Below are 13,744 nucleotides of genomic sequence, written 5' to 3'. Positions count from 1 at the left end.
ATTGTTTCATTGATTTACTTTTTAATTTATCTTCCAATTATCTTGCTCATTCTACCTAGCTATTTACGCTCGTCTGTTCGAGTGGTTTTTAAAGCGGAACTAGACTTGCTTTTTAAATTAAATGCCCTGCTTTAAAAATTGTATCGAGAACCTTTATAACTAAACGAACTTCTCGATACATTTTTGGCTTGGTGAGTTTTCGTTTGAAATGCAAAATCCATTGCAAGCCAAAAACACTCGAAGAGACGCAGAGGAAAGTAGTAAGTAGGTGATGATGAGATAGCTTTATTAAATCAAATCGCACTCTGGCACGTCTGTTCGAGTGGTTTTTAAAGCTAAACTAAGCTTTCTTTTTAAAGTAAATGGCCTGCTTTAAAAATTGTATCGAGAACTGTTGTGACTAAACAAACTTCTCAATACATTTTTTGCTTGACGGGTTTAAGGTTATTGTGGAAAACCCATTACAAGCCAAAAACACTCGAAGAGACGTGTTTGGTGATGATTACGCACGTCTGTTCGAATGGCTTTTAAAGCTAAACTAAGCTTTCTTTTTAAAGTAAATGGCCTGCTTTAAAAATTGTATCGAGAACCTTTATAACTAAACGAACTTCTCGATACATCTTTGGCTTGACGAGTTTGTGTTTAACATGGAAAATCCAGTACTAGCCAAAAACACTCGAAGAGACGTATTTGGTGATGACTATTTAAACGGGTTGGAAAACTTTAGGAATCCAATAGCAGTTTTTTAATTTCTGATTCAAAAACATCCATGGTGTAGCCTCTAGACCATGCTGCCCCTTTCATTTGCTTGCTATCAAATAGGGCTTGATCATTTAAGACACTTTCGATTACTGCACTATCCTTTTCCAGATTCATGTTCAATACGAGTCCCCGGTTTCCAAAATCCAGCATGAAAGGAACACACGATACTTTTGTTGCAATGGTAACGCAACCCCAAAACATGCCCTCGGCAATCACTTTCGGCCAGCCCTCGCTCTGGGAAGGCAAAATAACAAAATGACTGTCTTGATACGCTTTTTGAATGGTGTCTTTGGTTTGATTTCCTTTCAGTACTACACAATTTTCCAACTTGTTTACTGAACAATAATGCTCTAATTGCTGCCGTTCTTTTCCTTCCCCAAAGAGCGTCAATCGAACTTGATGTCCTTTTTCAACCAATCGTTCTATTAGTTGAATGGCATACAACGGATTCTTTCCAGCCACTAAAGCTCCCACGAAAACAAAATGAATGGGGTCTTTTAAGTTTCTGGTGATAATAGGTACTTTATCCGCTTCCGTGTAGGTAGCGGTAAAAAAAGGTTTTATATTTTTAGTGCTTCCCTCCCATTCTCCATAAACCAAAACCTGCATGTTCCGTGTTAAAAAAGTATTAGACAAAATCCATTGCTGCAGTTTGTAGGTCCACGGCTGTTTCGATTTCGGATCCCAATTCCCGGCATACTTAGCAGTCTTCGATTTGGACGGAAAAGCGATTTGGATTACACATCCCAACAAACCTATATTTCCTGGGCACCGCAAATGAATGTGATCTGCAGAACGCATGGCTTTGTAGATTTGCCAACTAATAGTTGGAATTTTTAGGAGGGTTTTTAACAGTCCACTTGCACTCAATACGTCAAAAGAATCAACGGGTAAAAATTTAATTTTTGGACTATGGTACGCAGTATCAACTGCCGTTCTCTCCGACTTTACTAGGGGTGCAACAACAATCAATTCTGTAACGTGCTTTGCCCAGATATTCATTTCGCGAACATAAGGCGCATAAGCAAAATAGTGCGCTCCCGCTGCAGTATGGGGAACATGGGTAATGATTGCAAATGTCATTTTTAAATTTTATTTAAAGGATCAATTCAGCCTTCTTATAGTCCCTTTTGTATCATTCTAAAAAGATCTGTTCTTGCTCCTTAGACAAATGTAGTGCTAAATGATCCCATTGTCAAAAGCGTCTGAAGCAGAAGTTGCTAATTATGACGCTTTTTGCGCTAGCAATTTCAAGAAGCGTGCTTTATTTCAAATTTGGACAAAACCTCCGTCACTTCTTTGAGGTCAAAACCATAGTACTCACAATATTCTTTTATGGTCACTTTTTGACATGGTTTTTTTTCCAACTCTTTTTTAAGATTTTGAATTTCCTTACGAGCATAACTCTCACTTTTCCCAGTAAGGATCACGATGTCGCTTGGATAAATAACAATTCTATACATAAATTGTGCTGGTTAGACGCTGTTGCATTGTTTATAAATACAAATTTAGCAAACACTAGCGTACCATAAGAAGTAACTTATTAACAACCACAAGATTGAACTTTCCCATTACCGGCTAAACAGCCCTATCCTACTAAGTGAAATGTCAAAAAGCAGTTCAAACCACTACAAACGTCTATAAACGACCCTAAATCAACATGATAAAAAAGTAAAAAATTAATTACATTTGTTAATAAGTATTTAATTAAAACTTTCAATTTGTAAGTTTTATTATGCAAAATGTCATTTTTCAATACTAGTACGCTGAAAATTTGCCATTTATCCCTGGTTGTACATTCGCTGCTTTGTTCATTACAAGAACTAAAACTAATTATTTACGATAGTGTAATGTACACATTAACCTGTTGACTAGGTTAATGTAGTTGTATCTGACTTTCATTGTTTTCAAATAACACTGTAATTGCAGGTGTCGGCTATCTATTCCATTATAAGGAAACTAATTTTAGCTCTTCGTTGGCATCATAACCAAATTGCGAATAGCTTCTTTATTATGAATATAATTGCTCCTCTCGGTCTTGCTATTTTGACTGCGGAATGTTGCGGGTATCTACGGGGTATGTATAGGGTATCCTCACCGCAGCTAAGAAGTTCTTCTAACGCCTCTGCGATTTCTTCGCTTTCGTATTTTTAATGGAGAACTACGATGTGGTACAAAACGGTTAAAACGGTATTTATGCCCTATTTAGCTTCTTTTTGATACGTATGTGCGGTTGTGCTTATTACCGTATTATTTGATACTTTCTTACTCTTTCTACAAAAACAACACAATAGTCCAAAAACGGTCCGAACGATACCAAGTCCTTGTACACCAAGCAAAAGCACTCTACATTTGACTATTATTAATCCCCAAAAACAAATAATCATGGGCAAATTAGCAGGAATTATCAAAATTGAAGGTACGTTAGATGGGCTAACGTTTTACAAAAGTCAAGACGGGTATATGGTGAGAACCAAAGGAGGCGTCAGTAAAAAAAGAATCATGACTGATCCAGCTTTTGCAAGAACCAGAGAAAATTTAAGCGAATTTGCGTTGAACGCCAAATCAGGAAAACTGATCCGAGATGCCACAGGCGTGATATTGAACAGAGCGAAAGACCCCAAACTATCCAGCCGCATGCTACAACTGATGAATACCATCAAAAATTTTGATGCTGTGTCGGCCAGAGGCAAGCGAAATGTTGCAGCAGGCATTGCCAGCGAGGAAGGGAAACAACTCTTGAAAGGATTTGATTTTAATATCAAAGCGCCCTTAGCTTCGGTTTTACAAGCCAGCTTTACGGTAGCCACAGACACGGGAACTATTGCCATTACTGATTTTATTCCTCTGGAACAATTAAGCACGCCTAACAACGCCACTCACGTCAGTTTCCGCAGTGCTTTTATCAATTTGAATTTAGCAACAGGCCTGTTTGACAAAAGCTACAGTCCCATTTCTAATGTTCTCCTGGATCAAAACTTAATTACAGTCAACTTGACCCCAGAGCAGGTTCCAGCGGGATCAGGAATACAATTGTATTTATTGCTGATTGAATTTTATCAAGACGTCAATGGAATTCAATATCCATTGCGAAGTGGCAACTACAATGCCTTGAATTTGGTTGAAATCCTTTAAAAGAGCAACCGCTTGCAGACTAGAAACCTCGTTGCATTACGAGGTTTTCTGTTTTGATTCTTTTGGCTTGTGCAACCACAAACTCCACCAACCAGCGGTACGGCCCAAGGCCTCCGTCAAGGCTTCTGTTTTATTTGTGCCCTTAAACGCATTCGTGTAGTGAATCACGGTCAAAAGTAGTGTAATGGAATGCCATTTCAGTTGCGCATCTAGCGATGGTTTCGGATTTTTCGTTCTCTAGACGTACCAACCGTTTCGCACTACCATTTTACCATAGTAATATTGGTTAGACCGGCCAGAGGCATAGTGATAATGATACAATTGAGCCGCGGTATTGAGGTATAAGTTTCCGCTTTTAGCTGCTCTCGAAATAAAACTAGCATCTTCTTAGCAACCATGTCCTTAAGATAAGTAGAAAATCGAATTGAATCAAAGACTTTTTTATGAAAAGCAAAATACATTACTACCAACTAACCTATATTTCTTTAGTATTGTATTTAATTGTCATTTGCATTTAAGTTAATTATTTTTAAGCAATTGTTCAATTATGTATTTAGCTTGTGCTCTCGGAGTGCAATATGTATCAAAATAATCTTTACCATTCCTCGAAATTTTTTCATGAAATTCTGTGTCAATTAAAATAGTGTTTAAAACTTTCCCATATTCCTCTGTTGAGTTTATAAAGTATATATTTTGTTGATCCACAAAATCTTTTGGCAATTCTATTTTAAATGGAAAGGAAACAACAAATAACCCTTGATTGAGATAATCTGCAAGACGCCAACTTACCGCATCACAAACTGCTGGATTATTGAGTGCTATTAAAGATTTAGAACTCAATCGGGAAAATGTTTTCGGAGAATATACCACCTTATTCACTACATCCTCAAATCCTAGATTGTTTTTATCAGACCTAGATACGAAACCGCCTTCAAAACTTATTCGAGGGTCCTTAATGCAGAAACGAATAAACTCAGCCCTTATGGCGTTAGCATGAGGTTCTTTTTTCCAAATATTAGAAGAAAAAAAAACAAATTTATCTGTTATCTTAGTAAATACTACACCTTTATAATAGGGCCTTCTCCATTGTATATAAATTTGACGTACCAACTCTTTTAAATTTAAATACCTAAGTAATTCAAATCCAAATACTCGGATGTATATAGCTATTACATTGACCGGGAAATGAGGAAACAAGGATCTTACTTTTTTTTGGTTGTAGGATGCCGTGTTTTTCAATTTATTAGTTACAAAATACAGGTCACAAACTTCATACAACTCTTGGACAACTCCTACTGGATCATCGTTATCAATTACAGCAATTTTGCCATTAATTTGAAAAATAAGTATAGGTAGATTGTTAAATTTAATAAAACGAGTATCCGCCTCAAATTGCAGGCGATACTCTTTATACAATCCCAACAAATAATAAGTGGAATAAAAGTTAGGGATATTTAATAATTTTACAACCATTACTTTAAACGATATATTTTGTTTAACAAATTTACTTTGGCTTACTAACCAACAGACTCCACCAACCTACAGTTCTACCGAAAGCCTCCGTTAAGGCTTCCTTGCGTTTACTGGTTGTAAAGGTGTTGCTAAATCGAATCACTGTCAAAAGTAGTGTAATGGAATGCCATTTCAGTTGCGCATCTAGCGATGGTTTTGGATTTTTCGTTCTCCAAACATACCACCCGTTTCGCACGACCATTTTACCATATTGGTATTGATTGGGTCGGCCCGACGCATCGTGATAATGATACAATTGAGCCGCGGTATTGAGGAACAATTTTCCAGTTTTAGCTACTCTCAAAGTAAAATCGGCATCTTCATACAAACCATAACCCTCAAAATAAGTAGAGAATTGTTGGGTTTTAAATACTTCTTTTCTAAAAGAGGAGACCCCGCCCATCAACATTTCTACCTCATACATTTTGCCGCTCGGCGGCAAAAAACCAACGCTGCGTCCGTGTGAGTACAAAGAGGAATATCCTGGCGGACAGTCACTATCTAATCCTAACTTTTTCCTCATTACAAACCGAGTGCCGTCCTTGCGCTTCCATCCATCAAAGTAAAACTCCGCTGTCTTAGGCTTGTAATCGTAACCAACAAAGTCACATTTTGTTTCTTCAATGATATAACCTCCCGCACCTAGAGCTTCAGGATATACTTCATAGGTTTTTAATAATTCCTGAAAGTAATCTGGTTCTAAAACGATGTCATCGTCTAGAAAACAAATTACGGCAGTGTCCTTTTCAACTCTTTCAATGCCATAATTCCTTTGTTTCGTTAGTCCACGAGCTTCCTTTGGAACAAGGAAATACTTTAGGTTGCTACAATTCGCTTTTTCAAGTGCCCTTGTCGTTTGATCGTTTGTGGATCCGTCAATAATTAAAATCTCATCAGGATAAAGCGTTTGCAGCTGCACCGATTGCAATAATTTTAGCAGAGGGTCGGGACGCATATAGGTGCACACAATTAAAGAAAATTTCATGGTCTTATTTTTAAATGATTGGCCCAAAAAACGCTTTGGTTCCACTGCTTCTGAAACTGAATAAAATAACGGTATGGGTTTTTGATCTTTTGATACCTATAATACTTAAAAAATAAAGTTGTTTTATACCCCAGCCGTTGCTCTTTGGTATTATTTAAAAGAATATACAACATGACCGTTGGTGATGGTTTGGGTTGCACCTTATCTTGATGCCATGGTAGAACAGGTTTTGTCCTAAAGCCACCAATGGGTGCTTTTAAATGCATGATTTCTGGATACGGCAAATACAAAACATCATTCCCATTATTTCGCAATTGCATTCCAAAATCACTGTCTTCACCATAACCAAATTCCAAAGCCATATCGAATCTAACTTTCTTTAACAGCTCTCTTTTAACTAAACTATTACCTGCTCCAAAAGTAGACCACTGTACTATATTTAAAAATACTTTAGCTTCATTTTTTTGAGGATATGAAGTTGTAACTACGGGACTACCGTATTTTTTTATTTTTTTAAAAATTTCCTCCAATAAATTAGGTTCAAAACGGTTATCATCATCGGCTAGAAAAACCCATTCGCTTTCCGTTTGATCCAATGCCAAATTTCTTGCGTTACAGGCTCCTGATTGGTGAATAAAAAAATGTTGGATTATAAAAGGCCAATTTTCTTCAACAATATAATGCAATTCACTTTTACTTAATGGCTCTGGATTTTGTTCGACAATAATAATTTTATGAGGCAATACGGTTTGTTTGGAAAAATCAATCAATACATCATACAAATAGTTTGCTCTGCCAATGGTTGGGATAATTACATCTATTGTTGCGGTACCGATGACTTTTTTGGAGGAAACCACTGTTATGCCTTCCAAATTGATTGTGTTGTTTTTTCTAGACCTATAAAAAAAAGAACTTATCAGTGGAAGTAGAGGAAAACTCCTCTCGTGAATCATCAAATTAAGAAACAATAAAAAAATCCACCGTGTTTTGTAATGTTGTTTTACAAACCGAAAAAGGGTATGGATTGATGCTTGTTGCCCCTCTATTCTTTGCTGCTGTTTTAAAAGTTGGGGTTCCGAATAACACAACAATCCCAATGGCATTGCTACTTTAGCCATAGAATTCAAATAATAATCAAAATCAATCTCCTTCATTATTTTATCTTGTACTGCAATTAGTACAGAAGCATGTACAACGCCAACCAAACTGCTCATTTGCCAAGTAGGATAGCATACTTTTTTGTTTGTGTTGATAAATAAAGACTCCTCAACATATCCTATCCTTCTACCCAAAAAAGCAAAATCTGAGTCAGCATACGACAGCATTATTTTATTGTGATGGAGCAAAACTGGAATTGCTTCTAAATTGAGTTTCTCTTTTACCGATACCTCGCACCAGATTACTACTTCATCGGGGAATTGTTGGGCTAAAACATGTAATCCATCGGCAATAGTGCCTTTAAAATCAAATGCTACTATTTGATTATCCGCAGTTACTACTGCAGTAATTTTAGAATTTAAATGATATACGACAATCAAAACTTAGTTCGTTAAGGATTTATAAAAGAACAAACTTTTTTGTGCTACCACTTTTATACTAAATTTTTCAATTACTTTTTTGCGGGCAGAGGAACCAAATTCCTTTTGTAAGGTAGCGTTTTCAAGCAATGCGACGATCCTGTTGGCATATTCGAGATGATTCGCAGGATGTACTAAAAAGCCATTCTTACCCTCATCAATCACTTCTGCTGCCCAACCAATGTTAGCCGCGACAATTGCTTTTTCCATCGCCATGGCCTCAATCCAAGAAACCGGTAAGGCTTCTGCAAATGTTGGAAAAACACAAACCGTTGCTTGCGCTATGTGTTCTTTTATCTCTTGATACGGAACACTCCCTAAATAAGTAACCTTAGCCAAGGCCTCCTTCGTAAACAATTCCTGCATCATTTTCCACGTCGAAGGATTTCCCGAAATAATATCTGGAACATCTTTACCGACCAAAATTAAGGTCGCGGTCGGACTTTGACGAACTACTTCATTAAAAATAAAAGGCAGCTCTAGCAACCCTTTCTTCCGGATTAGACTCCCAAAATACAGAAGCCCCCTAGCCCCTAAAGGGGGAATACAAGAACTGCTACCCGCAAAGTTATTCTTAAATTTTTCGGTATCGATTCCATTAGGGATAATTGTAAATTCTTTTTTTAAATCAAAAACCTCATTCGTCAAATCAGCAGTAAACTGACTCACGGACAGCAAGGCGTCCGCCTTTTGAAGGGCTCTTTTTTCGTGAAATTTATTTATCCATTTTACGGGGCGCTGGTCTAAATGACAGAAATAAGTATCAGAGCCGTTTAGCCGAATGACAACGGGACATTTTTTTGGCGTAATAAAAGAGGTAATTCCGGTCCAATCCGGTGCTTCTACCAAATCAATTTCTTTATTTTGGTACAGTGAATTAATAATGCGCTCCAATTTTTTTCGGGTCAAATACCAAGACAATCCTTTGAATTTTATATTTTTTATCTGCTGCACAACAATACCATTATCGTTAAACAGGCGTTCCTCTTTTTGACCATAAACCAAAACACGAACCGGACATCCCTCTTGGATTAATCCCATTGCGAGGTTTTTGATACTCGTACCAATGCCGCCCGAATTACCGGTGATCGCATGAGGGTATTCAGGGGTTAGAAAGGCTAATTTCCTCATCCCCGACCCCTCTCCAAAGGAGAGGGGAGCTAAAGGGGAAACATTTTTATCTTTTATCATGCTATTTTATTGTTGAAATGGGGCGATGTGTTTTCCTCAACCCCGACCCCTCTCCTAAAGTAGAGGGGAGCCGAAACGGAAACATTTGTATCTTTCTTCATGCTGTTTTATTGCTGAAATGGAATGCTGTGTTTTCCTCACCCCCGGCCCCTCTACTAAAGGAGAGGGGAGCCGAAACGGAAACATTTGTATCTTTCTTCATGGTATTGTATTTGTATAACCCTTTCAGAGTTCAAAACTTTGAAAGGGTGAAAAAACGGTAGCGATAAAAACTCAAAAAAAATCTTTTAAAATGCGTCTTGTGAACAATCTCGCTCCCGTGTCATTCAGGTGTCCACAGGAAGAGAAGCACTCGTCGCCTTCCACTGCATTTTCATAATTATGAATTTCAGGGTAGATCTTATTTGCTTTTTCAAAATAATCCAATCCCTTTGTATTGCTGCACATTGGCGTCATCACCGCAATCAAATTGATATTATTGGTAGCACAAATTTGTTTAATCTCTTCATAGTATTTATTATGGATGGGCTTTAAAGCTCTAATGTCATTTTTCATGTTTCCTTTTTTATTCCCCAATGCATAAAAACCTCCTTTTTTCAGTGTATTCGTTGGTTTACTCATAAAGCTATTATACATTTCTCGAAAACCTATTGAAGCATCAAATTTCACGTAGCGATAGAAGGGAATACAATACAATTGCAAAAAATCATCTTCTTCTGAAAAATGATTTTTTATAATTGTAGACTGATGTAAATACGGTAAAAACTTGGCTGCAACGGCATCGGATCGGTCTTCATTAGACAGATTTAAATCGGTTTCAATGATTATATTTTGGATCGAATAGTTTCGCTCTACCATCAATTTCAATAACAAAGAAGCCTCAAATAAATGTCCGCCGCTCATGCCATAATTAAACGTTTTCAATCCTTTTTCTTGAAATAATTGCGTCACAAAATGATTATTCGCTCTGGAAGATCCTAAAATTACCACATCGTAATTTCTTGGTTTCGAGTTGTAAACATAATCAACTTTCCCGCGATTGGAGGCTTGCAAATAGACAGTGGTATACATGAAATCCAATACCACTAATAGTAAAAATAGTAGCACGAGGGTTTTGACCGTAAAAATTACAAACTGCTTCATTGTTGTTTTATTCTGTATTCTATTTATAGTTTCTTTGTAAATAATCGTTTTTTTTCATTCCTCATCCCTATCTTTGAAGGTAGGAAAAAGAAACATCCCATTAATTATCTCAGGTTCGTTCTCAATTTTCGCCGCCCTTTAGGGTCGGGGTAAAACAGAAATTCGGATCCCCTACTTTCTTTTTCCTTCCCCATCCCTAAAGGGTGGGAAAAAGAAAGACTGCACACTACTATTCAAGAGCACCTACATTCACGTCTCCCTTTAGGGTTGGGGTAAAACGGAAATCTCCGCTACTTCCTTTTTCCTTCCCCATCCCTAAAGGGTGGGAAAAAGAAAGACTACACACTCCCATTCAAGAGCGCCTTTATTTACGTCTCCCTTTAGGACAGGGTTAAAACGAAAATCTCCGCTACTTCCTTTTTCCTTCCCCATCCTTAAAGGGTGGGAAAAAGAAAGACTGCACACTACCATTCAAGAGCACCTATATTTCCGTCTACCTTTAGGACAGGGTTAAAACGAAAATTAACCTCCAAACGTTCTCAATTTTCGGCTCCCTTTAGGGTCGGGGCAAAACGAAAATTCGGATTCCCTACTTCCTTTTTCCTTCCCCAGCCCTAAAGGGTGGGAAAAAGAAAGACTACACACTACTATTCAAGGGCACCTAAATTTTAGGCTCCCTTTAGGGTCGGGGTTAAACGAAAATTCAACTCCAAACGTTCTAAATTTTCGGCTCCCTTTAGGGCCGGGGCAAAACGAAAATTCGGCTCCCTTTAGGGTCGGGGCAAAACGAAAATTCGGATTCCCTACTTCCTTTTTCCTTCCCCAGCCCTAAAGGGTGGGAAAAAGAAAGACTACACACTACTATTCAAGGGCACCTAAATTTTAGGCTCCCTTTAGGGTCGGGGTTAAACGAAAATTCAACTCCAAACGTTCTAAATTTTCGGCTCCCTTTAGGGCCGGGGCAAAACGAAAATTCGGATTCCTTTGATGTAAGAGGTAAAACGAAAATCTCCGCTACTTCCTTTTTCCTTCCCCATCCCTAAAGGGTGGGAAAAAGAAAGACTACACACTCCTATTTAAGAACACCTATATTTACATCTCCCTTTAGGGTCGGGGCAAAACGGAAATTCGGATTCCCTACTTCCTTTTTCCTTCCCCATCCCTAAAGGGTGGGAAAAAGAAAGACTGCACACTCCCATTCAAGAGCGCCTATATTTACGTCTCCCTTTAGGGCAGGGTTAAAACGAAAATTAAACTCCAAACGTTCTCAATTTTCGGCTCCCTTTAGGGTCGGAGTAAAACACAAATCTCCCCTACTTCCTTTTTCCTTCCCCATCCCTAAAGCGTAGGAAAAAGAAAGACTGCACACTCCCATTCAAGAGCGCCTACATTTACGTCTCCCTCCAGGGTCGGGGTAAAACGGAAATTCGGATCCCTTTGACGCAAGAGGTGAAACGAAAATCTTTTCCTAAAACTGAAAATAAATAAATTCTTTGTAATCAGAGTAGGTACCTAATGCGATAATGGCTATTAAACACAGCCCTAATTTCAGCCAAGAATACTTCCCTGAAATGGGTTCTACATGCGTTCTACTATGCCATTCCACAACTATAAAAACTGCAATCAGTAGGAGTAATTCATAATTGTACCTTTCATTTTCCAGATATTGGGAGAGAAATCGACCATCTATAAACATCCGTTTTATATATTCAAAAGCATCTTCAATCGTTTTTGCCCTAAAAAATATCCAAGCCAAGCACGTTAATGCAAAAGTGCTCAGCATACTGAAAAACACTCGTACTGAGGCAAAATCCCAGTATAATGATACCGTTTCCATATTAGACCGATTCCTTTTCAAAAGCAACAACGGTAAAAAATAGAGGGCATTTATAAATCCCCAAGCAATAAAAGTCCAATTGGCACCATGCCAGAAACCACTCACCAGAAAAATCACGAAAGTATTGCGAATTTTCATCGCCATGCCTCCACTACTTCCTCCTAATGGAATGTATAAATAATCCTTGAACCAAGAAGACAGCGAAATATGCCACCGCCGCCAGAATTCTGCTATGTCTCTGGAGAAATACGGATAATTAAAATTGCGCAACAAATCGATCCCAAACAGTTTAGACATCCCCAGCGCCATATCCGAGTATCCAGAGAAATCGCCGTAAATCTGAAAAGCAAAATACACTGCACCCAGCAACAAGGATAGCGAATTCATTGCTTCATAATTATCAAAAATGCCATTGGCATACGTAGCACAGGTATCTGCAATGACCACTTTTTTAACTAGTCCCCAAACAAACTGAAAAACGCCTTCCTTGGCTTTTTGAAAGTCAAAACTGCGCTTTACTTTTACCTGTGGCAATAAATGCGTGGCCCGTTCTATAGGACCCGCGACCAGTAATGGAAAATAACTCACAAACAACGAATAATCTATAAAGTTATATTCGGCTTTGATTCTTTTTAAATAGATATCGATTACGTAGGACAGTCCATGAAACGTATAGAAGGAAATCCCTACCGGAAGAATCAAGTTTAACAGCAAAGGACTCGTTTGCAATCCAAACCCATTTAGTAGGTTGGAAAATGAATCCGCGAAAAAATTATAATATTTAAATAGGCCTAGGAAACCGAGATTGATGCTTATACTCAACCAAAACCAAAATTTACGAAGACTTGCTTTCTTTGCCTTTTCAATTTGAATTCCGGTGTAATAATCTAAAAAAGTGGAGAAAACCAGCAGAAACAAAAAGCGCCAATCCCAGCAGGAATAGAAGTAATAACTGGCAACAATTAGCAGTAAATTTTGGGTGCTTTTATTTTTATTAAAAACAAACCAATAAAGGATAAATACGATAGGCAGAAACAGGGCAAAAGCAAAGGAATTGAAAAACATACTAGTTGATGCTATTATGAATATAAAAAGAAGACAAATTTTTGTTAATTATTGTCATTTTAGGACTCAATACGGTTTGATAATCCGGCACATCTTCTGTCACAACTGCGTTTGCACCTATAGTCACATGATTGCCGATTGTTATGCCACCGAAAACACAGGCACCTGGTCCTATAAAAACATTATTACCAATTTGTGGAACTCCAATATGAGAGCCTGAATTACTAACTCCAAAAGTAATCCCTTGTGAAATATTGCAATTATCCCCTATTTTAGTATCCCCATGGATGACCACATTCCCAAAATGTCCAATATAAAAGCCCTCTCCAATTTGAGTTCTATAGGAAATGTCGAAACCATACTTCACCTTCAAGTGACGCAACCACAGAAAGAAAAAGTAAAATAAGGGTCTGTTTCTTTTTCTAAAATACTGGGTCAGCCTAAAAATGGTCAAGAATTTCAGTCCTGGATTAGGCATAAGTATAAAAGTCTTGAACAGTATCCAAAAACTTACCTTACTGATGCCACATCGCTTAT

10 protein-coding genes are annotated in these 13,744 nt (G+C 37.8%); 1 reads left to right on the top strand and 9 read right to left on the bottom strand.

What is annotated here, in order from left to right; all coding sequences use genetic code 11:
* Window positions 1–723: 723 nt before the first annotated feature.
* Window positions 724–1,845: a glycosyltransferase family 4 protein gene (locus tag BUA03_RS07880; protein WP_066081907.1), complete on the bottom strand. Its 1,122-nt coding sequence runs from the start codon at window positions 1,843–1,845 to the stop codon at window positions 724–726.
* 167 nt (window positions 1,846–2,012) lie between these two features.
* Entirely contained in the window at window positions 2,013–2,225 is a 213-nt protein-coding gene (locus BUA03_RS07875; RefSeq protein WP_066081908.1) for a hypothetical protein, read from the bottom strand.
* A gap of 922 nt (window positions 2,226–3,147) precedes the next feature.
* Here BUA03_RS07875 and BUA03_RS07865 point away from each other — a divergent pair.
* The gene (locus tag BUA03_RS07865) at window positions 3,148–3,897 is read left to right on the top strand and encodes a hypothetical protein (protein WP_066081912.1); all 750 of its coding nucleotides are present in this window, start codon (window positions 3,148–3,150) and stop codon (window positions 3,895–3,897) included.
* 519 nt (window positions 3,898–4,416) lie between these two features.
* Here the strand turns inward: BUA03_RS07865 and BUA03_RS07860 are convergent.
* The 7 genes from BUA03_RS07860 to BUA03_RS07825 form a co-directional block, all read right to left on the bottom strand.
* Window positions 4,417–5,313: a glycosyltransferase family 1 protein gene (locus BUA03_RS07860; protein WP_139255626.1), complete on the bottom strand. Its 897-nt coding sequence runs from the start codon at window positions 5,311–5,313 to the stop codon at window positions 4,417–4,419.
* Window positions 5,314–5,401: 88 nt separating this feature from the next.
* A complete protein-coding gene (locus tag BUA03_RS07855) occupies window positions 5,402–6,394 on the bottom strand; it encodes a glycosyltransferase family 2 protein (RefSeq protein WP_066081917.1) in 993 nt (330 codons plus the stop codon).
* On the bottom strand, window positions 6,391–7,932 hold the full coding sequence (locus BUA03_RS07850; protein WP_066081919.1) for a glycosyltransferase family 2 protein: 1,542 nt from the start codon (window positions 7,930–7,932) through the stop codon (window positions 6,391–6,393). Before BUA03_RS07850 ends, BUA03_RS07855 begins: the two co-directional genes overlap by 4 nt.
* A 3-nt stretch (window positions 7,933–7,935) precedes the next feature.
* Entirely contained in the window at window positions 7,936–9,162 is a 1,227-nt protein-coding gene (locus tag BUA03_RS07845; protein WP_317041093.1) for a glycosyltransferase family 4 protein, read from the bottom strand.
* 273 nt (window positions 9,163–9,435) lie between these two features.
* Window positions 9,436–10,305 carry a hypothetical protein gene (locus tag BUA03_RS07835; protein ID WP_066081921.1) on the bottom strand — a complete coding sequence of 290 codons (870 nt, stop codon included), beginning with the start codon at window positions 10,303–10,305 and terminating at the stop codon, window positions 9,436–9,438.
* Between the two features lie 1,468 nt (window positions 10,306–11,773).
* Window positions 11,774–13,207, bottom strand: coding sequence for an MBOAT family O-acyltransferase (locus BUA03_RS07830; protein WP_066079621.1), 1,434 nt, complete (start codon window positions 13,205–13,207; stop codon window positions 11,774–11,776).
* Between the two features lies 1 nt (window position 13,208).
* The gene (locus BUA03_RS07825) at window positions 13,209–13,685 is read right to left on the bottom strand and encodes a serine O-acetyltransferase (protein ID WP_211266383.1); all 477 of its coding nucleotides are present in this window, start codon (window positions 13,683–13,685) and stop codon (window positions 13,209–13,211) included.
* Between the last annotated feature and the right edge of the window lie 59 nt (window positions 13,686–13,744).

The sequence above is a fragment of the Flavobacterium fryxellicola genome, from assembly GCF_900143245.1.
GTDB lineage: Bacteria > Bacteroidota > Bacteroidia > Flavobacteriales > Flavobacteriaceae > Flavobacterium > Flavobacterium fryxellicola.
This window is presented reverse-complemented; position numbering and strand designations above follow the sequence as displayed.